Source organism: Flavobacteriales bacterium, from assembly GCA_030584065.1.
Lineage (GTDB): Bacteria > Bacteroidota > Bacteroidia > Flavobacteriales_F > PHOS-HE28 > PHOS-HE28.
The window spans coordinates 1,379,753-1,403,116 of record CP129489.1; the positions used below are offsets into that span (position 1 = coordinate 1,379,753).

The window sequence follows — 23,364 nt, forward strand, 5'->3', positions numbered from 1 at the left end:
ATGCGCGCCGCGCTCCTCGCCGCAACGGCTACCGTGGCCCTGGCGCTCCAGGCTCAGGACCACAAAGGCGACTGGTTCGCCTATTGGGGATACAACCGCAGCTGCTACAGCTGGAGCGACCTGCACCTCTACGGCGCTGATTACGACTTCACGCTGCGCCACATCCGCGCCGATGACCGGCCACACCCCTTTTCCTTCCAAGGCTATTTCGACCCGAAGCAGATGTGGGTGCCGCAGTACAACTACCGGCTGGGCTACCACCTCCAGGACCGCTGGAGCATCTCGCTGGGCCTTGACCATATGAAGTACGTGATGCGCGCGGGGCAGCTGGTGCGGATGGATGGATACGTGCGCGGCAGCCGAAGCCTGGAGTACACCACCGACGAGGGCTCGCGCGAGGTGGCTTTGACGCCCGACTTCCTGCGCTTCGAGCATACCGACGGCCTCAACCTGCTGAGCGTGGACCTGGACCACTACGATGCGCTGTGGAGCAGCGCCAGCGGCCGATTCCGGCTGCGCGCCTACGAGGGCATCCATGCCGGGCCGGTGATACCGCGCAGCGATGTGCGGCTCTTCGGCGAGGGCATGAACAACCGCTTCAACCTGGCCGGGTTCGGCGTGGGCGCGCAGCTGGGCCTCCACTTCAGCTTCCTGCGCCACTTCTTCGTGCGCAACACGCTGCGCGCCGGCTGGATCGACCTGCCCCGGATCCTGACCACCGGCCGGAACGAGGACCACGCGAGCCAGCACTTCTGGTTCGTGCAGCACAACATCGTGATCGGTGGCTGGTTCCGATTCGGCCGTGCAGGCTCAGGAGCGCACTGAGCGGATACCCCGCAAGCGCTCCCAGAGCCGGTCGTCGAGCCAGATGGCGTAGCATGCGACGAAGGCCAGCCCCATCTCCGGGATGTCCATGCAGATGGCCGTGGCCAGGTGGAAGAGCGCACCGAGGGCCATGCATGGCAGTCGCACCCCGCGGAACCACATGGCGATGGGGAGGCTCAATTGGAGAACGAGGACGCACCAGGTGATGAAGGCCGCCAGGCCCGGCGCCGACGCGAGCCAGGCCGGTCCGAACGCCTCATCGGTGGCCGCGATGCCCATGGCGGTTCCATCGAGCCAATGCGTGCCGGTGAGCTTGTGCAGGCCCGTGGCCGCGTAGGCCAGGAGCAGCTGGAGCCTGATGGCCCAGAGGCCGAGGAAGCGTGCGCGGCCGGAGCGCATGGCCAGGAAGATGGACCAGAAGAGCACGTTGGCCATGAGCTGCTGGCCGCCGCTGCCGGCGAGCCAGGCGCGGTTCATCAGGTTGAGGAAGAGCAGCCAGATGAGCGCCCAGGCCCACCAGCGGGCGGGAGCAAACAGTTGCCAGACCGCCATTGCGCCCAGCACGAGGAGGGCAACCACGATGATCGGCTCGGGCACGGCACCGGAGAGCGCGTGGGTGATGTGCCGCAAGGGCGAGGGCGGCAGCCATGCGGGCGAGACCGGTGAAAGCCATAGCCGCTCTGCACTGGGCAGCGCCGATAGCAGGAAGCCCAGCAGCCAGAGCAGCGCCAGGCGCTGGAAGAGCGCGATGGGGCGATCGGTGCTCATGGCAAGGGGGTGATGCGCTCGACGCGGGCCGATGGCCGAAACGGGTGGGTGACGCAATGCTCCACCAGCCGGAAGCGGATGGCGCCTTGCTCCCGGCCGATGTCGCGGACCATGGCGCGCATGGCCTGCGCGGTGGGTGCATCGGGGCCTTGGGCTCCGGATGCCAGCGCCCGCTGCACGTTGCGGGCGATGGATTGCGCCATGCGGCGGTCCAGGTAGCCGTCGTCCTGCCGGGTGAGCGGATGCCACTCCTCCTCCCCCAACGACAGCTCCACCGCACAGGAGCAAAGCGGCGGATCGGGCGCGAACAGGCGCCACTGCTGGTGGAAGAGCGGGCTGGCGTAAAGCTGGCCGATGATGCGCAGGCGCTCGGGGATGAGCGAGGCGGGGAGGGTGTAGAAGGCCACCAGCAACGCGTGGAGCGCGAGGAGGAGGATGAGGTTGCGCCTTCGCATGCGCAGCAAGTGTATGGCGCTGAGGCTGTGCGGAAGTTGTTCAAAACCGAACGTTGCATTTCAATGTGGTTGAATACATTTGAGAAAAACCTACCATGCAACGCCCAACGCCCAACGCCCAACGCGCTTAGCGCTTAGTGCGATTGCCCTTGCAACCACCTTGGCAGCCTCACTGGTATCCTGCTCCAAAGAGGAGTCGGTTCAGGAGAGTCCCACTTCAACAAACGAGCTCGATGTGACGCCGCGCGTGCGATCCTTCGTGGATGCTGCACGCGGGGAAGCCTCTGCGAAGAGCAACGCGACGTACACAGCTGATAGCGCGGAGTGGTACATTGAAGCCGGTTTGAATTTCTCCATCGCGACATCCTGGGTGGAATGCAGCGCCACCACGCTGGACAGTGTGGAGGTGGCGCTGGCCGAATCGGCCGGAGGCTATTCGAATGCTGATGTGCAGCAAGCCTACAATGATGCGCACGCCCAAGTGAGCGCCCAGCTCGCACCGGGGCTGAACCACTTGGTACTGGCCGACGCCACCCTGGTGGGCAACGGCCCCACGGCCACCCTGAAGGTGTACCTCGTGCTCGGCAGCGGATATGAGAAAGCGCTGAACACCACATTCACCAATAGCTGGATATGGGGGGATGATTCCTCCTTCCCGATCACGAGCTGTGGTTGCGGCAGCAATCCAGGAACAGGGCGGTGCGCCTACAAGCAGATAGAAGGGCGCGTGAACGCCAACATCCCGCTGATACAGGCCGGATGCTACTGGCACAGCATACGGGCGATCGGTGTGATGTCATGGGAATCCGGCCTCTTTGCCAATTGGAGCTATCTGGATTTCCCTTCAGGAAATCCGGCCGCGCCATGGAAGATCTTCCGATGCCAGCAGCCCGAGACGCATTGTGTGGATTGCTGGAGCCCATCAATGATGGGGACTTACACCCAATACGCATGGGACGTGCTCACACAGCTGAAACCAATTGACCGCCAGCCCATTTCCTGCACCTTCGATTCGAAGCAGACTGTATGCTGGGGCTGCTCCATTCGGTTTCATCAGGTGGTGTACCGCTACGGCAAGAAGGCATGCTTCCAACCGTGAAGGCCAACATGATGATGACGTTCTGGCTGGCCGCAACGAGTGCGGCCAGCCAGAATGCCGACTGGTCAATCTTGTATGACTTGTCCGGCCGATTGGCAGCCACGAGCCAGGTTGTCGAGACCTCGGATGGGTTCTTGCTTGTCTGCGCCGCATTCGGCAACGACAGCTCGCAGAGCCATCTTGTGAGCGCCTCCTCATCCGGCGGGATCCTCGGCAGTCGCCGAATATGGCCGAGCCTGAAGCGCCTGAGCTTGGTTGAAGCCGCAGCTGTTCCTGGTGCTCAAGGGTACGACTTGCTCGGAACAGCACAGGACACGCTGAGCACTTGGAGCATCGTACGCTATCGGGTGAGCGAAAGCGGTGCACCATTGGACTCAGCCCTGTTCGAATTGCCGGGCACCTCATGGATCTCCTTTGACAACGCGCTGCGTTTGGCATCCGGCGACCTGATCGTGCCCGCTGCGAGAACCGGAACGGGAGAACCGCCCTTCGCGCGAATGCGATTGATGCGCTTCGGATCGGACGGGGCCTTGATGGCAAGCGGGGATTTCGTGAATCCCTTTAATATGTTGCTGAGCAGGGGCATCGCGGAGATCGCCCCGGACACCTTCATCCTGGCCACGGATGCCGGCTTCGTGGAGTTGGACCAATGGGGGAATTGGGGCGCCTTCACGGAGTTCAGCACGGACCTTGAGCCGATCTCCGGCTTCGGCCAGTTGATCGTGACCGGCGCTCCGGAGCCTCTCTATTCGAATTCGTTCTGGTCTGCACATTCGGTGCATCCATTGCCCAGCGGCGATCTCATCCTGAGCGGGCGCTACGCCTCACACGGCGCCGTTGCGCGCACCAGCCGCCAGGGGCAGTTGCAGAGCGTCTTCATCCCTGAAGGCGTGGAGTACTCCAATTATCCGGCAGTACAAGGCGGCATTACCATGATCGGGAACGGCAAAGTCCTCTTCACGCTCCATGAGCACTTCGGCCAGAACATCAATGACATCTGGGCGCCTTTCGAGCCGAATGTCGTGAAGGTGTACCACCTTGATACACTGCTCAACACAGAGTGCGTGCTGACGATTGACGGTGCGGAAGAGAATGCGTTCCACTGGGTGAGCCGGACCGTTGCCACCTCGGATGGCGGTTTCATTCTGGTTGGCGGCAAGCTGGATTTCGATGAACAAGTTCCGCGTTGGCGATGCTGGGCGCAGAAATACGCTGCAGGCGCTTGCTTCACCGGATTTGAAGCCCACGAATCCCCAGCACAGGTCCGGGCCTTCCCCAACCCAGGTTCCACCGAAGTCAACTTCTGCCTGAACGGGCCTGAGCGTGGCGCGTATGTGGAGATGTTCGACCTGCAGGGCCGCATCGTGGGCAGCACGCTGTTCCGCATGGGCCAAGCGCGGCTGGATGCGGGCGAATGGCCCGCAGGCCTGTATGGCTACCGGGTCATGGGTGGCGATGGAACTCCCCTGTCGGCCGGCCGCTGGGTGAAGGAGTGATCCGCTTCGGCATCTTTGGGGCCTGTGCTTGCCATGCTCACCCCCAACGACCCCTCCCTCCGCTCCTGGATCCACGTTCCCGCCAACAGCGACTTCCCCATCCAGAACATCCCCTTCGGCATCGGCAGCTGGAACGGAGAGCCGGCGGTGCCGATGACGCGGATCGGCGACCGTGCGGTGGACCTCAGCGTGCTGGCCGAGGCCGGGCTGCTGGATGGGCTGGGGATGGAGCGCTCCGCCTTGAGCGCCCCGCGGCTGAACGACCTGATGGCGGGCGGCCCGGTGGCCGTGCGCGCCCTGCGCCGGCGGCTGAGCGAGCTGCTGCGGGAGGACTGCGCCACGCTGCGCGACGACAGCGCCTTGCGCGAAGATGCCCTGTTGCCGGCGGAGCAGGTGAGGATGCTGCTGCCCGTGGCGGTGGGCGACTACACCGACTTCTACAGCAGCCGCCAGCACGCCTACAACGTGGGCTGCATGTTCCGCGACCCGAGCAACGCGCTGCTCCCCAACTGGCTGCACCTGCCGGTGGGCTATCACGGGCGGGCCAGCAGCATCGTGGTGAGCGGCACCCCCATCCGGCGCCCCATGGGCCAGTACAAGCCAGCCCCCGATGCGGCACCGGCCTTCGGCCCCACGCGGCAGCTGGACATGGAGCTGGAGGTCGCCTTCATCACCTTCGAGGGGAATGCCCTCGGCGACCGCATCAGCACCGCAGAGGCCGAGGAGCGCATCTTCGGGCTGGTGCTGTTCAACGATTGGAGCGCGCGGGACATCCAGGCCTGGGAGTACGTGCCGCTGGGCCCCTTCCTGGGCAAGAACTTCGGCAGCAGCATGAGCCCCTGGGTGGTGACGCTCGATGCGCTGGAGCCCTTCCGCACGGCATCGCCGGTGCAGGACCCGCCGGTGCTCCCCTACCTGCGCCAGCAGGGGCAGCGCCACCTGGACATCGCGCTGGAGGCGGCCATCGCCACGGCAGACGGGAACGAGACGGTGATCTGCCGCAGCAACTTCAAGCACCTCTACTGGAGCATGGCCCAGCAGCTGGCGCACCACACCGTGAACGGCTGCAACGTGCGGTGCGGCGATGTGATGGCCAGCGGCACCATCAGCGGCGATGCGGAGGACAGCTACGGCAGCCTGCTGGAACTCACCTGGAAGGGCACGAAGCCCCTGAAGCTGCACGATGGCACCGAGCGGAAGTTCCTGCATGACGGGGACACGCTGGTGATGCGCGGCCATTGCGAGCGCGACGGCGTGCGCATCGGCTTCGGCGAGGTGCGCGGAACGGTGCTCCCCGCGCTGCCCTTCACGGAGGCCTAACTTTATCGGCGATGAGCACAGCGCCCGCCGCCTCCTCGCAGCCCTCCGCGCCCGCGGCGCCGGTGATTGACCTGGCGGCCGAGCGCAAGGAGATCCTGCGCCGCTACCGCACCCTGCTGCGGGCCATCAAGGGCGAGCGGACCGCCGAGGACACGCGCCTGATCCGGAAGGCCTTCAACATCGCCGTGGAGGCCCACAAGGACCAGCGGCGCAAGACGGGCGAGCCCTACATCTACCATCCCATCGCCGTGGCCCGCATCTGCGCCGAGGAGATCGGACTGGGCACCACCAGCGTGGTGGCGGCGCTGCTGCACGACACGGTGGAGGACACCGACCTCACGCTCGATGACGTGAAGGACCTCTTCGGCCCCACCGTGGCCACCATCATCGATGGGCTCACCAAGATCAGCGGACTGCAGTTCGCCACGGACAGCATACAGGCGGAGAACTTCCGCAAGGTGCTGCTCACCCTGGCGCAGGACGTGCGCGTGATCCTGGTGAAGCTGGCCGACCGGCTGCACAACATGCGCACGCTGGAGAGCATGGTGCGCGACAAGCAGCTGAAGATCGCCAGCGAGACGCTCTACCTCTACGCGCCGCTGGCTCACCGCCTGGGCCTCTACAACATCAAGAGCGAGCTCGAGGACCTCTCGCTGAAGTTCAAGGAGCCCGCGGTCTACGAGGAGATCAGCGGCAAGCTGAAGAAGGGCGAAGCGGTGCGCAAGCGCTTCATCAGCCGCTTCATCCTCCCCATCAAGCAGTCGCTTGACCGCGAGGGCTTCAGCTACGAGATCAAGGGGCGCCCCAAGAGCGTGCACAGCATCTACAACAAGATGCTGAAGAAGCATGTGGGCTTCGAGGAGGTCTACGATGTCTTCGCCGTCCGCATCATCATCGACACCAAGCACGAGCTCGAGAAGGCCGACTGCTGGAAGGCCTACAGCATCGTCACCGACTACTACCAGCCCAATCCCGACCGGTTGCGGGACTGGATCAGCACCCCGAAGGCCAACGGCTACGAAAGCCTGCACACCACCGTGATGAGCCCGGGCGGCCGCTGGGTGGAGGTGCAGATCCGGAGCCGCCGGATGGACGAGATCGCCGAGATGGGACTGGCGGCCCACTACCGCTACAAGGACGACCAGGACCACGCCAGCGCACTGGATGCCTGGCTCAACCGGATCCGCGAGGTGCTCGATGACCCCAGCACGGACGCCATCGACTTCGTGAACGACTTCAAGCTCAACCTCTTCAGCGACGAGATCGTGGTCTTCACGCCCAAGGGCGAGATGCGCAGCCTGCCCGCCGGCAGCACCGCCCTGGACTTCGCCTTCGACATCCACACCCAGATCGGCCGGCAATGCATCGGCGCCAAGGTGAACCACAAGCTGGTGCCGCTGAGCCAGCCCTTGCGGGGCGGCGACCAGATCGAGATCATCACCAGCCGCAAGCAGCAGCCGAAGGACGACTGGCTCGGCTTCGTGAAGACCGCCAAGGCCAAGCACCGCATCAAGCAGAGCCTGCGCGAGCAGAAGAAGAAGCTGGCGGTGGTGGGCCGCGAGCAGGTGGCGCGCCAGCTGCGCAAATGGGGCGCCAAGGCCGATGCCGCGAACATCAACGCCCTCATCGAGCACTTCGGGGCCCGGAGCGCCATGGACCTCTATTACCAGGTGGCGCGGGGCAAGCATGCCCTGGAGCTGGCGGACGGCGCCAATGTGCGCAACGGCAGGCTGCACCTGCCGAAGCCCGAGCGGAAGGCCGACGAGCGCAGCCTGGAGGAGGTGGTGGCCGAGATCCGCGGTGCCACCCCGGGAGCCCTGCTCATCGGCGACGACCTGCAGCGGATCGACTACCAGCTGAGCCCCTGCTGCAACCCCATCGCCGGCGACGATGTGTTCGGCTTCATCACGGTGGGCGAAGGCATCAAGATCCACCGCGTGAACTGCCCGAATGCCGTGCAGCTCATGAGCAATTTCGCCTACCGCATCGTGAAGGCGCGCTGGAAGGGCAAGGAGAACATCGAGTTCCTCGCCGGCATCCGGTTCAGCGGCATCGACGACGTGGGGCTGGTGAACAAGATCACCACGATCATCAGCCACGAGCACAACGTGAACATGCGGGCCATCAGCTTCGAGAGCCACGACGGCATCTTCGAGGGCAAGGTGATGGCCTACGTGCACGACACCGACCACCTGAACGCCCTCATCGAGAAGCTGAGGCGGGTGCGGGGCGTGCGCATGGTGGAGCGCGTGGACCAGTGAGGGTGGCCGGGCCGCCGCGCTTGCTACCTTTGCCCATGCCGGCGCCCTAGGCACCGGCAAGCAGGCATGATGGCCGTGGCCGACCAGCAGAGCAGCGTTCAGCGCATCTTCACCGAGTACCTCGAGCGAAAGGGGCATCGCAAGACGCCCGAGCGCTTCGCCATACTCTCCGAGGTATATGCCCAGGAGGGGCACTTCGACATCGAGCGGCTCTACGGCCGCATGAAGTCGAAGAAGTACCGGGTGAGCCGGGCCACCCTCTACAATACCATGGACCTGCTGCTCGACTGCGAGCTGGTGCGCCGGCACCGGTTCACCAGCGACCGGGCGCTCTTCGAGAAGGCCCATGCCTACCGCCAGCACGACCACCTCATCTGTGATGCCTGCGGCGCGGTGGCCGAGTTCTGCGACCCGCGCATCCAGCAAATCAAGAACACGGTGGCCGGGATGACCGGCTTCCGCCCGATTCATCACGCGCTCCACATCCACGGCCTCTGCGCCGCCTGCCAGACCAAACGCCAAGACCCATGACCGTGACCGATCGACCCGCCTTCGACCTGGAGATCACCGACCACCAAGGCACGCCTGTCTTCCACCTCAAGGGCCGGCTCATGGACCAGCAGCAGGCCGACCGCCTGATGGGCGCACTGGATGAGGAGCTCAAGAAGGGCCAGCGCTCCGTGGTGCTCGACATGGGCGACCTGCAGTACATGAACAGCACCGGCCTCAACATCCTCATCAGCGTGCTCACCCGCACCCGCAACAGCGGCGGAGACACCCTCATCGCACGGATGAGCAACAGCGTTCGGCAGCTGTTCGTGGTCACCAAGCTCGATTCGGTGTTCGTGATCGCCCCCACCGTGGAGGAGGCCGTCGCCAAACTCAACGGCTGACCGTGGCGGCCGCGCGGATGGATGTGCTCCTCGGTGCTCAATGGGGCGACGAGGGCAAGGGCAAGGTCGTGGATGTGATCGCCCCCGATTACGAGGTGATCGCCCGGTTCCAAGGAGGGCCCAACGCCGGGCACACCCTCATCTTCGAGGGCGCCAAGCACGTGCTCCACACCATCCCCAGCGGGGTGTTCCGCGAGGGGACCATGAACCTCGTGGGCAATGGCGTGGTGGTGGACCCCGTGATCTTCCTGAAGGAGGTGCGCACCCTGGAGGCCGCGGGCGTGGATATCCGCGCCTCGCTCCTGCTGGCGCGGCGCGCCCACCTCATCCTGCCCACGCACCGCGCACTCGATGCCGCCAGCGAGGCCGAGAAAGGCAAGCTGAAGATCGGCAGCACCCTGAAGGGCATCGGCCCCACCTACATGGACAAGACCGGGCGCAATGGCCTGCGCGTGGGGGACCTGAACCAGCCCGATCTCAAGGAGCGCTACGCCGCCTTGGTGCGCAAGCACGAGCGCCTGCTCTCCCTGTACGACCATCCCGGGGCCACGCCCGAGGCCGAGGCCGAATGGCTCGATGCCGTGCAGCAGCTGCGCCAATTCCGCACCGTGGATTGCGAGCATTACCTGGACCAGGCCTTGCGCAGCGGCAAGCGCGTGCTCGCCGAGGGCGCGCAGGGCACGCTGCTCGACATCGACTTCGGCACCTACCCCTACGTGACCAGCAGCAGCACCATCTGCGCAGGGGCTTGCACCGGGCTGGGCGTGGCGCCCAACCGGATCGGGACGGTCACCGGCATCTTCAAGGCCTATTGCACCCGTGTGGGCAGCGGCCCCTTCCCCACCGAGCTCGAGGACGACCAGGGCGAGCGCATCCGCCAGGCCGGCCATGAGTTCGGCAGCACCACCGGCAGGCCGCGGCGCTGCGGCTGGCTCGACCTGCCGGCACTGCGCTATGCCGTGATGGTGAATGGCGTCACCGAGCTGGCCATGATGAAGGCCGATGTGCTGAATGGCATGGACACCGTGCGCGTTTGCACCCATTACCGCGTGAAGGGCGAACCCACCGACCGCATGCCCTACGATGTGGCCGCAGGGGTGGAACCGGTCTACCGGGACATGCCCGGATGGGACCGGGCGCACGCGCAGGGCGGGCTGCCCGATGCGCTGGAGCGCTACATCACGGCCATCGAGGAGGCTGTGGGCGTGCCCGTTACGCTCGTCTCCTTGGGCCCTGACCGGGCCGAGACCATACTCCGCCCGGCGGTGTCTCGTGCTTGAGAGCGGGCCATGGCGCATCACGGAACAGGGAAGCGCCGTTTCGCCGCGCGGGATGAAGCCCCGCTTCACCCTGCCTTTCTGGAGCGCTTGACCGGCATGCCGGGCGCGGAGCCCGAGGCCTTGGTGAAAGCCCTGGATGCAGTTCCTCCGGTGAGCATCCGGCTGAATCCGCTCAAGCCCTTCCCCATCCAAGCGGATCAGGTGCCCTGGTGCACCCAGGGCCGCTACCTCCCTGAGCGTCCTTCATTCACGCTCGACCCACTGCTGCACGCTGGTGCCTATTACGTGCAGGAAGCCGCTTCCATGCTGCTGGAGCAGGCGGTCCTTGCCTCTGGTGCCATGCAGCGCGATACGCTGGCGCTGGATCTCTGCGGGGCGCCGGGCGGCAAGACCACGCACCTGCTGTCGTTGCTGACACCCGGATCGCTGGTCATCGCCAATGAGGTGGAACCGGGCCGCCGCCGGATCCTTGCGGAGAACTGCTGGAAGTGGGGCGCACCGAATGTGGCGATTGCCGGAAGCGACCCGGCTGCGCTGGAGGATCTCTCCGGGATCTTCGACCTCATCGTAGTGGATGCGCCCTGCTCAGGCGAAGGCCTCTTCCGCCGCGACCCCTTCGCCCGCCGCCAATGGTCGCCGCAGCTGGTGCAGCAGTGCGCCGCTGTGCAGCAGCGCATCGTGGAGCAGGCCTGGGACGCCTTGGCCCCGGGCGGAACGATCATCTACAGCACCTGCACCTGGGAGTTGGAGGAGGATGAGGCCCGCATGGCCCAGTTGCTGGCCCTTGGTGCGGAACCCCTTCCGCTCCCCATCAGCGCGGCCTGGGGCGTGGTGCTGTCTGAAAGGGACGGCGCCATCGCCTACCGCTGCTATCCGCACCGGCTGCAGGGGGAAGGCTTCTTCCTCTTTGCGGCCCGCAAGCCCGGGCAGCTGCCGTCCCGCGATGCCCGACCGGTGATCCACCGCACGGATCCACCGCCTTGGATCGACCAGCAAGCCTGCCTCTCGCTGGTCGAACGGGCAGGAATCCGGTACGCGAGGCCTGCAGCCTGGGCCGCGGCGCTCGACCGCATCGCCGGAGCGCTGGCGCTGGAGGCGCCCGGCATCCCCGTGGCCGAGCGCAAGGGCGACGGCTGGGTGCCGCATGCCGCCGCGGCACTGTCGGCGCTGCGCGCTGCGGACCATCGGCCGGTTCTGGACCTCAGCCTGCCGGAGGCACTGGCCTACCTGCGCGGTGCGGCCCTCAGCGCCGCCGATGCGCAGGGTACGGCGTTGGTGCGGCACCGCGGCCTTGGCCTGGGCTGGGCCCAGGGCGCCGGACGCCGCTGGAACAACCGCTGGCCCTCGCCTTGGCGCATCCGCATGCTAGCGGCCGGCGCGCCTCCCGTACCTTGGTCGGAGCCGTGAACGCCAGGCGTGCATGCTGAGCAGTTTCCTTGACTGGTTCGAAGAGCATAAAGCGGGGGTGATCGGCACCCTCGCGGTACACACGGCCGCCCTCTTCATCTGCACCCTGCTCTACCTGCGGTCAACGCCACGCGAGGATGAGGTGAGCGACATGCGGATCGAAGTGGTCTCGGAGCCCGAGGCCGAGGAGATGGTGCAGCGCATCCTCAATGAAGAGGGGATCGCCGAGAAGGTCACCAACCTGAGCAGCAACATCACGGCCCAGGTGCGTCCCCATTTCTCGGCAACGAAGCTCGCCGAGCGCGTGGAGGGCGAGCTGCGCGACCTGGAGCAGGCCGAATTCGACCGCCTTGCCGAGGAGCGGCGCGCACGGGGCGAGACGGAGCCCGAGGTGCCAGCGCTCGACCCGAGCAAGTGGAGCAAGGAGCGTTACATGGACAAGGCCGTGGAGCCGGTGAAGGTGGAGGGCGCCACCACCGTATGGCACGACCTGAAGGACCGCGTTCGCGCGGAGGGCATCCCGGCCTACCTGTGCAAGGAGCAGGGCCGTGTGGCCATCCGTGTCACGGTGGAGCGGAGCGGACGGGTGCGCAAGGCCGAACTCGACCGCAGCCAGAGCTACAACTGGGACGACTGCATGCTGGAGCAGGCCATGCAATCCGCCCAGCGGACGCCGTTCCTGCCGAACGCCGGTGCGGCGGACCCGCAGGTGGGCACCGTCTACTTCCGTTTCATGCCCCAGTGAGCGGAGGCCGGGGCAGCGCCTCGCACTGGTGGACTACCTTCGCCGGCCCAGCCCACGCGCATGAAATTCTTCATCGACACCGCCAGCTTGGCGCAGATCAAGGAAGCCCAGGACCTCGGCGTCCTCGATGGCGTCACCACCAACCCCTCGCTCATGGCCAAGGAAGGCATCAGCGGCGATGACCGGGTGCGCCAGCACTACATCGACATCTGCGGCATCGTGGATGGGCCGGTGAGCGCGGAAGTCATCGCCACGGACTTCGCAGGCATCGTGCGCGAAGGCGAGTCGCTGGCCGCGCTGCACCCCAACATCGTGGTGAAGGTGCCGATGATCCGCGATGGCGTGAAGGCCTTGCGGCACTTCAGCAACAAGGGCATCCGGACGAATTGCACCCTGGTCTTCAGCCCCGGCCAGGCGTTGCTCGCCGCCAAGGCCGGCGCCACCTTCGTTTCCCCCTTCATCGGCCGGCTCGATGACGTGAGCACCGATGGCGTGGCCCTCATCCAGACAATCCGCACCATCTACGACAACTACGGCTACGCCACCGAGATCCTCGCCGCCAGCATCCGCCACCCGATGCACATCATCCAGTGCGCGGAGGTGGGCGCGGATGTGGCCACCTGCCCCTTGAGCGCCATCACGGCCCTCTTCGATCATCCGCTCACCACCATCGGACTGGAGAAATTCCTGGCCGACCACCGCAAGGCCGGCGCCGTGAAGGCCTGAGCCCATGCTGCTGCCGATACACCCCAAGGACCCCGAGCCCCGCAAGGTGCGCATGGTGGCCGAGGCGCTGCGCAACGGCGGGGTGGCCATCTGCCCCACGGACACCGTCTACGCGTACGTCTGCAGCCCGCTCCACCAGCGTGCCATCGAAGTGGTGGCCCGGCTCAAGGGCGCCAAGCCCGGGAAGGCCGACCTATCGCTGATCTGCGCGGACCTGAGCCAGCTGAGCCTCTATGCGCGCAATGTCGACACCGCCGCCTTCCGCCTCTTGAAGCGCCACCTTCCCGGCCCCTACACTTTCATCCTGAACGCCAGCAGCGAGATCCCGAAGCTGTTCAAGAACAACCGGCGCACCGTGGGTATCCGGGTGCCCGACCACCCCATCCCACAGGCCCTGGTCAAGGAACTGGGCCACGCCCTGGTGGTGGCCAGCGTGCACGATGCCGATAAGGTGGTGGACTATACCACCGATCCCGAGCGCATCGAGGAGCACATCGGGCATCAGGTGGATTGGGTGATCGATGGCGGAATGGGGGGCCTGGAGCCCTCAACCGTGGTCGACCTCACCTCCGGCGAGCCTGTGCTGCTCCGTTCGGGGAAGGGCCCATGGGACACGGCCGATTGATCAGCCGACCAGCTGTCGCCATGCCTCGGGCAGCGCGGCCACCAGGTCGCCGGCTGTCATGCCTTGGGCGCTGAGGCGGGCGGCGGCGATATCGCCTGCGAGGCCATGCAGGTGCACCCCGACCATCGCGGCTTGGCCGACGGGGAGCCCTTGGGCCAGCAGGCCGGTCAGCAGGCCGGTGAGCGCATCACCGCTGCCGCCCTTGGCCATGCCCGGGTTTCCCGTTCCATTGAATACCACCAGGCCATCCGGCGCGCAGACCGCGGTGAAAGCGCCCTTCAGGACCACGGTGCACCCGTGCTGCTGCGCGAATGCACGCGCCGCCTGCAGGCGCTGGAAGCCGGAGGGGTGCGATTGACCGGCCAATCGGTCGAACTCTCCCGGATGCGGCGTCAGCACCATGCGCGCGCCGAGATGGCTCCACAACCCATGATGCAGCGCCAGTGCATTGAGCCCATCGGCGTCGATCACCACGGGGCAGGTGCTCCGATGCAGGAGGTCGCTGAGCACAGCGGCCGTGTCATCGGTGGCCCGCAGGCCGGGACCAAGGCCGATGGCCGCATAGTCAACCAGTTCCGGCAGCGCGGTGACGTAATCGGCGGCCCTGTCCGGCGAGAGCATGGCCTCCGGAACAGCCGATTGGAGGATGGGGCCGCCAGCGGCCGGCGCATGGACGGTCACCAAGCCGCACCCGCTGCGCACCGCCGCTGCGCTGGCCAGCACAGCCGCCCCCATCATGCCTTCGCTGCCCGCCACCAGCAGCGCATGACCGTACCTGCCCTTGTGATCGAAGCGGGCGCGGGGGCGCAGGAATGCGCGGACATCCGCGGTCTGCAACAGATGGAACGCGGTCCTCTGACTGGCCAGCGCGACTGGCGACAGTCCGATGTCCAGCAATTCCCAATCGCCTAAGTAGGGCGCGCTCTCGGCAAGGAAGAAAGCGAGCTTCGGCACCTGGAAGCTCAGTGTCAGCGTGGCCCGGACGATGGCCCTTCCCTCATGGTCCGTATTGTCCTCGGCGAACAGCCCTGAAGGCATATCGACCGCCACGATCGGCAGGCCGCTGCCATTCATGATGCCCACCGCGTGAGCGGCAGCGCCCTGGAGCGGGGCATTCAAGCCGGTTCCGAACAGGGCATCGACCAGCACCTCCGTGCCCACATCCACCTGGAACGCACCATCCGCGCATTCGCGCAATGGAACACCGGCTTCCGCCGCAGCCGCCCAGTTCGCGGCATGGTCGTCGGAGGGTTCCGCCCCATGGCGCACCCGCACCGCGCGCACCGGCCAGCCCTGCTGGTGGAGCATCCGCGCCACCGCGAGGCCATCACCGCCGTTGTTGCCCATTCCGGCTATCACCAGCACAGTGGGCCTGCCCTCTCCGTGCGCCGCCATCCGCTCGGTGAAGCGCCGGGTGAAGGCCGCTGCTGCGCGCTCCATCAGGGCCAGCGAGCCGATAGGCTCCTCCTCAATGGTGCGACGGTCCACCTCACGGATGGCCGGGGCACTGAGGACGGGGATCATGGCCTGCGGTTACTCCACGAATACCGCCCACTTCATGTTGAAGGTGTAGCGGTCATTGTCAGCGCTGCCCGGCTCATCGAGGATGTCCGTGATGCGCAGCACGGCGTAGTGGCTGATGTTCGGCGGGAGGCTGCCCAGCCGGACGATGATGATGTCGTTCACCGCGATGTTGTTGAGCTGCTCCGCCGGTACGCCGGAGTTGAACGCACTGCGGACGCTCACATTCGTGGCATTGGCATAGTCGAAGCCGTTGAAGCGCACCATGCGGCCGCCCGCCGGTGAGATCCAGGAACGGCTGATGTCGACCTCTGACCCGGAGGCCGGATTGTCCTGCAGGTCGCGGCGGGCACTATCCACGGTATAGAGCACAGGAATGCGCTCCTCCAGGTCGAAGGCGGATTCGCCCGTCGTCGCCGAATTCCGGGAGCTGAACTGGTGGCCGGTGCTTTCCGCCAGCAGCACCGCACCCAGCGAGACCTCCAGGATCCGCGTCACGCCCATCTGGTCGCCATCGCTCTCGTAGAGCTCGAACCGCAACTGGTTGTCGTAGGGCTCCGTGGCGTGCGCCACCGCGTACTCCCAGGTCCAGGCGAAGGTGCTGCCGCTGATCGCCGTATCCGCCACGGTGATGGTGAATCCGTTGTCGCGCTTGGAGGTGATGCGCAGGCGGCTGAGCTTACCGCCGTCGGATGAGCCATTGATGCGGAACGCGACGACGTTGCCGGAAGTGACGGCCATGACCGGTGTTCCGGGACTCACGGTGAGCACGGGTATCTGATTCTCTTTCTTGCACCCTGCGGAGAGCAGGAGCAGGGCGGAGGCGGAAACGGCCGCCCAGTGATTGCGGGTCATGGGAAGGAGGAACGTATGGTGTAAAGGTAGGGGGCTTAAGCACGAGAGCCGCGGTGCAATGCACCGCGGCTCCCGCACTTGTCAGCCGATGGCTGTTCTTATTTCGACTTGATGCGGAAGGCCTTGGCACGCACGGTGAGCGTGGTGCGGTGGCCCAGGAACATCTGGTCGCGAACCGAGCTGGAGCTGAGGGGGAGCACGAAGTCGGCATCCTCACGCTGCATCAGCGCGTCGTACAGGGCATTGTTCGTGAGACGGTCCTGCGGGATGAGGCCGCCACCGCCGATGTTCGCCACGTGGAAGCGGCGACCGCCGATGGGCAGGGTTCCGAACAGGAAGGACTGGCTCGCCGTGCCGCTCACGTCACCGATGTACTCGAGGTCCTCCATCTTGAAGTGGATCTGCGTCTGCACCGAGGTCCCTGCGATGGACTTGGTGTAGGTGGTGCAGGAGGAGAACAGAAGCACTACGGCCAGTGGCAGCAGGATAATCGCTTTGAACTTCTTCATTGCTGCTGTGGTTACGTAGTGATTCTTAGTTGAAGTACAGGTTCAGCACCAGACGCACCTGGTCGTTGCTGTTCATGGTCATGTAGCGCTGCTTCACGCTGCTGTACTGCACATTGGCGCCGCTCTCGCTGCTGGGGTCGTTGCCCACGGTGTAGTACTCGTAGGAGTCGCTGCCGCTCTCCACCTCGTTCTTGGTGCGGTTGCCCATCTGCCAGAAGGCGCTGAGGCCGTACTCCAGGCCCACGCTCAGGGGCAGGTCGAGCACGAACACGTTCACACCGATGATACCGCCCAGACCGACGATGGTGTAGGGGGTGGTGCGGGTGATGGACGAGTTGAAGTCGGTATCGCGGTAGATGTAGGACTCAACGCTCTTGTCGCGACCGAAGCCGAGGAACAGGTCACCGGCCACGTACACGTCGAAGATGTTGCTGTTGCTGAAGTGCTTTTCGATACCGGGCACCAGCATGTACTCGCGGGTGCTCTCGCGGAACTCGAACTCGGCCAGGCTGGAGGGAACGAACTGGTTCGAATCCAGCTCAGCCTTGATCGTGCGCGAAGAACGGGTGAGGCGCAGACCGGCGCGGATGGCCATGTCGTCGGCGATGAACTTCTTGCCCGTGATCAGGTTGCCGCGCATGAACGCGTTCCAGCCGGACACCTCACGCTCGCCCTCGGCGAACTCGGGCTTGCTCAGGTCGAGACCGAACACCAGCGCATAGTCGCCGGCCACCGGACGGGCGCCGAACTTGTAGCGGGTATCCTGATTCTCCCGGGTGGACAGCTGGGCGCTCGCCAGCGAGCAGATGCCCAGCAACGCAAAGGACAGTACTGTCTTTTTCATTGGGTGTGGTTTGGTTTTTTACCTGTTTTTGCCCGGCCAAATGTAGGTCTGGCGGGGCGCAAACATAGAAACGGCATTTCGCATTGTCAACGAAGGGCTGTTCACTACCGACCTGATTGTTGAAAAGGTCGACGAACGGCGAATGAGGCTAAATCCCTCGGGTTGAGCGGAATGCCTCGCGAATCCGGTCAGCTCGCCTTGTCGGCGAGCATGGGAACGAACCGGAAATCGCCCTTCGCCTCGGTGCTCAGGCGGCCATCCGCTCCCTTCTGGATGAGCATCATCCGTTGCACGGCGCCCTCCCCCACCGGGATCACCAAGCGCCCCCCCGGCTTGAGTTGGCCGATGAGCGCCTCGGGGATGAAGGGGGCCCCGCAGGTGACCAATACCCGGTCGAACGGCGCTTCCCGCTCCAAACCGATGAATCCGTCGCCATGGAAGAGCATGACCTTGTAGCCCATCCGGGCAAGGCGCTCCTTGGTCTGCAGGTAGAGCGGCCGGTGCCGTTCGATGCTGAACACCCGGGCGCCCAGCTCGCAGAGCACGGCGGTCTGGTAGCCGCTGCCGGTCCCCACCTCCAGCACGCGATGCCCGGGCCTCAGTTCGAGCAGCTCGGTCTGAAAGGCCACGGTATACGGTTGGGAGATGGTCTGGCCGCAGGGGATGGGGAATGCGGCATCCTCATAGGCGCGCACCAGGAAGGCCGAATCGTCGATGAACTGGTGGCGCGGCACCTTGCCGATGGCCTGCAGCACGGGTTCCGAGGTGATGCCTTTACCGCGCAGGTGCTCCACCAGCTTCCGGCGAAGGCCTTGGTGACGATAATCGTCCGCGTTCGCTCCGCTCTTCATGGTCCGGCGCCAAATGTACCCGAGCACCGGTGGAATGCACTTCTATTTTTGCCGCCCTTCGCAGAAAGCGCCGAAGGGCAAGCCAGAGATGGGTGACCGGATACGGATCGGTGTGTTGGGCGCAGGGCACCTGGGCCGCATCCACATGCAACAGGCCCGGGAGGTGCCGGAACTCGAGCTCGTCGGCTTCCATGATGCGGACCCCGCACGCGCGGAGGCCATCCGGGAAGAGTTCGGCGTGCCTGCCTTCAGCACCTCGGAGGAGCTGCTCACCGCGGTGGATGCCGTGGACATCGTCACCCCCACCATCACGCACCATGCCTTGGCCAAGGCTGCCTTGGGCCGAGGGCTCCACATATTCATCGAGAAGCCGGTTACGACCACGGTGCGGGAGGCCGAGGAGCTGGCCGCCCTCGCCGCCGAGCGGGGCTGCACCGTGCAGGTGGGCCATGTAGAGCGGTTCAACCCCGCCTTCCTCGCGGCGCAGCCCTTCTTCCGGGAGCCCATGTTCATCGAAGCGCACCGGCTCGCCCAGTTCAATCCGCGCGGCACCGACGTGAGCGTGGTGCTCGACCTGATGATCCATGACATCGACCTGGTGCTGAGCGTGGTGAAGAGCCCGGTGCGGGAGGTGATCGCAAGCGGGGTGGCCGTGGTGAGCGACACGCCGGACATCGCCAATGCACGGATCGCCTTCGCCAATGGCTGCGTGGCCAACCTCACCGCCAGCCGCATCAGCCTGAAGAACATGCGCAAGAGCCGGTTCTTCCAGCGCGATGCCTACATCGCGGTGGACATGCTCGCCAAGGAATCGGAGATCGTGCGGATGCGCGCGGTGGAGGGCGAGCCCGACCCCTTCGCGGTGGTCATGGACCTCGGTGCCGGCAAAGGCCGACGCGAGATCTCGTTCGAGAAGCCGGCCGTGCAGCCCACCAACGCGATCCGCGAGGAGCTGCGCAGCTTCGCGCACAGCATCCTGGAAGGCAGCGCGCCCACCGTGACCCTCGCCCAGGCCACCGAGGCGCTCCGCACCGCATTGCTGGTGCTCGAGCGGATGGCCGCGATAAATCCGTGAGCCCGCATACTGATCCGACGCGCGCTGCGTTTCCCCCTGCCCCTTGATGCCAAGAACCCTGCCCGTCATGCTTCCGCTCTGCGGCCTTGCCTTGGGCTGCTCCAAGGGCGATGCTGTGCCGGCCTATGCCGATGTGCAGGCCTTCACCATGACGACGGCATCGGCGCAGGGCGCCGCGACCATCAAGGTCACCGACGCCTGGGTGACCCTGGACGATGAGCTCATCGGGGTGTGGGAGCTGCCCGCGCGGATACCCCTGCTCGGGGAAGGGAGCCGCAAGCTGGCGCTGGAGCCCGCCATCAAGCGCAACGGCACCTTCGACGACCGCTTGCGGTATCCATTCTATACAGCGTGGTCCGGAACGGTGCAGTTGCAGCGGGGGGCCACCGTGGTGGTTCAGCCCGCCACGGCCTACACGGCCGAGACGGCGGTATGGAACGAGGGCTTCGAGGACCCCTTCAGCCAGTTCCAGATGGCCGATGACAGCGATACCGCCCTCATCCGCTTCACCCCGGCGATGAACCCCGATGTCAACTTCCTCGGGGACTCGCCCTGCGCGGGGTTCAGGCTGGACGCGGAGCATCCCTTCGCCCGCGTGCAGACGGACGGGGACTTCGAATCCTACGGAGGGCCGGCCTTCCTGGAGATCGACCACCAGGGCGATGCGACCATCACCGTTGGCCTCCTCTACTTCGCCGGCGGCCAGCAGCGCTATGAGCCTTACATCTACCTGCCCCCCACCCAGCGCGCGGATGGCACCCTGGCCTGGAACAAGGTGTACGTGGACCTGAGCGGATTCTTCAACAGCAACGTCAGCGAGCGGGACCTCTTCATCTCCGCCCAGCTGCCCACGGGGCGGTCGTCGGCCCAGGTCTATTTCGACAACATCAAGCTCCTGCGCATCGAGCCATGACCTCGCGACGGGCACTGGTGGCCAAGTACGTGATCGCCGATGTGATCGGATCAGCGGTGGCCTGGTCCCTGTTCTACCTGTACCGCAAGGCGGAGCTCGACCCGATGAAGCTGGGCTATGCGCCGCCCCTGGAGCTGGACGCCAACTTCTACAAGGGGCTCGTGCTGGTTCCCCTGTTCTGGTTCGGGCTCTACACGGCGATCGGCGGCTACCGCGATGTGTTCCGCCGGTTCCGCACCAAGGAGCTGGGCCAGACCCTGCTGGTGACGACGCTGGGGGTGCTGGTCATCTTCTTCGTGCTGCTGCTCGATGACCAGGTCCCGAGCACGCGCTATCACTACCAGTCCTTCATCGCGCTCTTCCTGCTGCACTTCGGCATCACCTTCCCGGCGCGCTTCCTCATCACCAGTGCCACGGTGCGCAAGGTGCACAGCCGGCGCATCGGCTTCAACACGGTGCTCGTCGGCGGCAACGAGCGGGCGCTCGCCGTGTACCAGGAGATCGAGGCCATGCCCAAATCGCCGGGGAACCGTTTCGTGGGATTCGTGAACGTGAATGGCGGGGACCAGCAATTGGCGGGCATCCTTCCCCGGCTCGGCAAATGGCACCAGCTGCGGCAGGTGATCCAGGAGCACGGCGTGGAGGAGGCCATCATCGCGGTGGATTCCGGCGAGCACGAGCACATGAGCCGCATCATGAACGAGCTGGAGGGCACCGGCGTGCGGATCAAGGTGATTCCGGATATGTACGATATCCTCTCCGGATCGGTGAAGATGTCGAGCATCTTCGGCACCCCGCTCATCGAGGTGAACCCGGAGATCATGCCGGCGTGGCAGTTCACCCTGAAGCGCGTGGTGGACATCGCGGTGAGCGCCGTGGCGCTGCTGCTCCTGGCCCCAGCGCTGCTGGTGCTGGCGGTATTGGTGAAGTGGAGCTCCTCCGGGCCGGTGTTCTTCCGGCAGGAGCGGATCGGCAAGCACGGCCGGCCGTTCCGCATCATCAAGTTCCGCAGCATGTATTGCGATGCGGAGCGGAACGGCCCGCAGCTCAGCAGCGCCACCGATCCGCGCATCACGCCGATCGGCCGCTGGATGCGCCGCACGCGGATGGATGAGCTGCCGCAGTTCTGGAACGTGCTCAAGGGCGAGATGAGCCTGGTGGGCCCGCGACCGGAGCGACAGCACTTCATCAACGCCATCCTGGAGGTGGCGCCGCACTACCGCCACCTGCACAAGGTGCGGCCCGGCATCACCAGCTGGGGGCAGGTGAAATTCGGCTACGCGGAGAACGTGGAGCAGATGGTGCGCCGCTTGAAGTACGACATCCTCTACATCGAGAACATGAGCCTGGCCGTGGACCTGAAGATCCTGGCCTATACCGTGCTCATCATCCTGAAGGGCGACGGGAAATGACCGTTGGCGCGGCGGGGCTACATTCGCCGTCCATCCATCCCTGAACATGAAGATCTCCGTCATCGGTGCCGGCCAGATGGGCAATGGCATCGCCCATGTCTTCGCCCAGAGCGGGCACGCCGTCACCCTCATCGACATCGCACAGGCCAGCCTGGACAAGGCCATGGCCACCATCGGAAAGAACATGGACCGCCAGGTGGCCAAGGGCGCCCTGACCGAGGAGCAGAAGGCCGCCGCGCTCGCCGCGATCGCCACCACCACCGACCTGGCCGCCGGAGTGAAGGATGCCGAGCTCGTGGTGGAGGCCGCCACCGAGCAAGTCGAGCTGAAGCTCCGCATCTTCCGCGACATCGACGCCCACGCTCCGGCATCGGCGATCCTCGCCACCAACACCAGCAGCATCAGCATCACCCGCATCGCCGCCGCCACCAGGCGACCGGGCCAGGTGATCGGCATGCACTTCATGAATCCCGTGCCGGTGATGAAGCTCGTGGAGGTGATCCGCGGCTACGACACCACCGACGCCGTGACCCAGGCCGTGGTGGACCTGAGCACCGCCATCGGCAAGGTGCCGGTGACGGTGAACGACTATGCGGGATTCGTGGCCAACCGCATCCTGATGCCCATGATCAACGAGGCCATCCAAACCCTGTGGCAGGGCGTGGGCGGCGTGGCCGAGATCGACAGCATCATGAAGCTGGGGATGGCCCACCCCATGGGGCCGCTGCAGCTCGCCGACTTCATCGGCCTGGACACCTGCCTCGCCATCCTCCGCGTGCTGCACGAGGGACTCGGAGACCCCAAGTACGCCCCCTGCCCGCTCCTGGTGCAGATGGTGACCGCCGGCAAGCTCGGGGTGAAGAACGGCGAGGGCTTCTACCGGTACACCGCTGGCAGCAAGGAATCGGTGGTGGCGCCGGCGTTCACGCGCTGAGGCGACCCGGCTTGCGCGATGACGCATCTCCGCACGGCCTCCATCGCTGACATCGCAGCCATCCGCTCCATCGCGCATGCCGCATGGCCGGCGGCATATGCCGCGATCCTCAGCCCCGCGCAGCTTGCCTACATGCTCGATCTCATGTACAGCGAGGCCGCCCTGGAGGAGCAGATGACGGCGAAGGGCCATCGCTTCCTGATGGCTGAGCGGGACGGCCACGCCGTCGGCTTCGCGGCATTCGAGCATGGCCATGGCGCGGTGCGGAGCACCCGCCTGCACAAGCTCTATGCACTGCCGATCGTCAAGGGCACGGGCGTGGGCAGCGCGCTGCTGGCCGGCGTGGAGGCAGCTGCCCTCTCAGCCGGCGATGCACAGGTGGAGCTGAACGTGAACCGATTCAACCCGACCAAGGCGTGGTATGCACGCAAGGGCTTCGCCGTTGTGCGCGACGAGGTCATCGAAATCGGCGAGGGCTTCGTGATGGACGACCATGTGATGGTGCGGGCGCTGCGCTGAGCCGTGGCGCGGCGGCGCGTATGTTCGCCGC

The 23,364-nt window shown here is 65.7% G+C and carries 24 protein-coding genes; 17 read left to right on the forward strand and 7 right to left on the reverse strand.

Features of this window, described 5'->3' with window-relative positions; genetic code table 11:
• Positions 1-825, forward strand: coding sequence for a hypothetical protein (locus QY325_06090; GenBank protein WKZ67492.1), 825 nt, complete (start codon positions 1-3; stop codon positions 823-825).
• Here the strand turns inward: QY325_06090 and QY325_06095 are convergent.
• A complete protein-coding gene (locus QY325_06095; protein WKZ67493.1) occupies positions 811-1,593 on the reverse strand; it encodes an HTTM domain-containing protein in 783 nt (260 codons plus the stop codon). The two genes, QY325_06090 and QY325_06095, sit on opposite strands and share 15 nt — an antisense overlap.
• Complete coding sequence (locus QY325_06100; protein ID WKZ67494.1) at positions 1,590-2,048, reverse strand: hypothetical protein; 459 nt, start codon at positions 2,046-2,048, stop codon at positions 1,590-1,592. Before QY325_06100 ends, QY325_06095 begins: the two co-directional genes overlap by 4 nt.
• 343 nt (positions 2,049-2,391) lie before the next feature.
• On the opposite strand from QY325_06100, the gene QY325_06105 reads away from it, so the two are divergent.
• From QY325_06105 to QY325_06155, 11 genes are all read left to right on the forward strand, one after another.
• The gene (locus QY325_06105; GenBank protein WKZ67495.1) at positions 2,392-3,147 is read left to right on the forward strand and encodes a hypothetical protein; all 756 of its coding nucleotides are present in this window, start codon (positions 2,392-2,394) and stop codon (positions 3,145-3,147) included.
• Positions 3,144-4,643, forward strand: a complete 1,500-nt coding sequence (locus QY325_06110) for a T9SS type A sorting domain-containing protein (GenBank protein WKZ67496.1) — start codon at positions 3,144-3,146, stop codon at positions 4,641-4,643. The genes QY325_06105 and QY325_06110 overlap by 4 nt, the downstream gene beginning before the upstream one ends.
• Before the next feature lie 33 nt (positions 4,644-4,676).
• On the forward strand, positions 4,677-5,963 hold the full coding sequence (gene fahA / locus QY325_06115) for a fumarylacetoacetase (GenBank protein WKZ67958.1): 1,287 nt from the start codon (positions 4,677-4,679) through the stop codon (positions 5,961-5,963).
• A gap of 11 nt (positions 5,964-5,974) precedes the next feature.
• Positions 5,975-8,224 (forward strand): bifunctional (p)ppGpp synthetase/guanosine-3',5'-bis(diphosphate) 3'-pyrophosphohydrolase, encoded by a 2,250-nt coding sequence (locus QY325_06120; protein WKZ67497.1) that lies wholly within the window; start codon positions 5,975-5,977, stop codon positions 8,222-8,224.
• 69 nt (positions 8,225-8,293) lie between these two features.
• The gene (locus QY325_06125; GenBank protein ID WKZ67959.1) at positions 8,294-8,755 is read left to right on the forward strand and encodes a Fur family transcriptional regulator; all 462 of its coding nucleotides are present in this window, start codon (positions 8,294-8,296) and stop codon (positions 8,753-8,755) included.
• Positions 8,752-9,117 carry an STAS domain-containing protein gene (locus tag QY325_06130; protein ID WKZ67498.1) on the forward strand — a complete coding sequence of 122 codons (366 nt, stop codon included), beginning with the start codon at positions 8,752-8,754 and terminating at the stop codon, positions 9,115-9,117. The genes QY325_06125 and QY325_06130 overlap by 4 nt, the downstream gene beginning before the upstream one ends.
• A gap of 17 nt (positions 9,118-9,134) precedes the next feature.
• Positions 9,135-10,397 (forward strand): adenylosuccinate synthase, encoded by a 1,263-nt coding sequence (locus tag QY325_06135; GenBank protein ID WKZ67499.1) that lies wholly within the window; start codon positions 9,135-9,137, stop codon positions 10,395-10,397.
• Positions 10,398-10,406: 9 nt separating this feature from the next.
• Entirely contained in the window at positions 10,407-11,804 is a 1,398-nt protein-coding gene (locus tag QY325_06140; protein WKZ67500.1) for a hypothetical protein, read from the forward strand.
• Between the two features lie 13 nt (positions 11,805-11,817).
• A complete protein-coding gene (locus tag QY325_06145) occupies positions 11,818-12,549 on the forward strand; it encodes an energy transducer TonB (GenBank protein WKZ67501.1) in 732 nt (243 codons plus the stop codon).
• Between the two features lie 60 nt (positions 12,550-12,609).
• A complete protein-coding gene (gene fsa, locus QY325_06150) occupies positions 12,610-13,275 on the forward strand; it encodes a fructose-6-phosphate aldolase (GenBank protein WKZ67502.1) in 666 nt (221 codons plus the stop codon).
• A 4-nt stretch (positions 13,276-13,279) separates the two neighbouring features.
• Positions 13,280-13,900 carry an L-threonylcarbamoyladenylate synthase gene (locus tag QY325_06155; protein WKZ67503.1) on the forward strand — a complete coding sequence of 207 codons (621 nt, stop codon included), beginning with the start codon at positions 13,280-13,282 and terminating at the stop codon, positions 13,898-13,900.
• Here QY325_06155 and QY325_06160 read toward each other — a convergent pair whose 3' ends face one another.
• From QY325_06160 to QY325_06180, 5 genes are all read right to left on the reverse strand, one after another.
• A complete protein-coding gene (locus QY325_06160; GenBank protein ID WKZ67504.1) occupies positions 13,901-15,424 on the reverse strand; it encodes an NAD(P)H-hydrate dehydratase in 1,524 nt (507 codons plus the stop codon).
• A 9-nt stretch (positions 15,425-15,433) separates the two neighbouring features.
• Positions 15,434-16,276: a hypothetical protein gene (locus QY325_06165; GenBank protein WKZ67505.1), complete on the reverse strand. Its 843-nt coding sequence runs from the start codon at positions 16,274-16,276 to the stop codon at positions 15,434-15,436.
• 98 nt (positions 16,277-16,374) lie between these two features.
• The gene (locus QY325_06170; protein ID WKZ67506.1) at positions 16,375-16,785 is read right to left on the reverse strand and encodes a hypothetical protein; all 411 of its coding nucleotides are present in this window, start codon (positions 16,783-16,785) and stop codon (positions 16,375-16,377) included.
• Positions 16,786-16,810: 25 nt separating this feature from the next.
• On the reverse strand, positions 16,811-17,629 hold the full coding sequence (locus tag QY325_06175) for a hypothetical protein (GenBank protein ID WKZ67507.1): 819 nt from the start codon (positions 17,627-17,629) through the stop codon (positions 16,811-16,813).
• A gap of 188 nt (positions 17,630-17,817) precedes the next feature.
• Complete coding sequence (locus tag QY325_06180) at positions 17,818-18,480, reverse strand: protein-L-isoaspartate(D-aspartate) O-methyltransferase (GenBank protein WKZ67508.1); 663 nt, start codon at positions 18,478-18,480, stop codon at positions 17,818-17,820.
• A gap of 88 nt (positions 18,481-18,568) precedes the next feature.
• Between QY325_06180 and QY325_06185 the strand changes: the two genes are divergently transcribed.
• The 5 genes from QY325_06185 (at position 18,569) to QY325_06205 (ending at position 23,333) form a co-directional block, all read left to right on the forward strand.
• On the forward strand, positions 18,569-19,555 hold the full coding sequence (locus QY325_06185; protein ID WKZ67509.1) for a Gfo/Idh/MocA family oxidoreductase: 987 nt from the start codon (positions 18,569-18,571) through the stop codon (positions 19,553-19,555).
• 67 nt (positions 19,556-19,622) lie between these two features.
• Positions 19,623-20,468, forward strand: coding sequence for a hypothetical protein (locus tag QY325_06190; GenBank protein ID WKZ67510.1), 846 nt, complete (start codon positions 19,623-19,625; stop codon positions 20,466-20,468).
• A complete protein-coding gene (locus QY325_06195; GenBank protein ID WKZ67511.1) occupies positions 20,465-21,880 on the forward strand; it encodes a sugar transferase in 1,416 nt (471 codons plus the stop codon). The genes QY325_06190 and QY325_06195 overlap by 4 nt, the downstream gene beginning before the upstream one ends.
• A 46-nt stretch (positions 21,881-21,926) precedes the next feature.
• Entirely contained in the window at positions 21,927-22,814 is an 888-nt protein-coding gene (locus QY325_06200; GenBank protein WKZ67512.1) for a 3-hydroxybutyryl-CoA dehydrogenase, read from the forward strand.
• 18 nt (positions 22,815-22,832) lie between these two features.
• Entirely contained in the window at positions 22,833-23,333 is a 501-nt protein-coding gene (locus tag QY325_06205) for a GNAT family N-acetyltransferase (protein ID WKZ67513.1), read from the forward strand.
• Positions 23,334-23,364 lie beyond the last annotated feature (31 nt).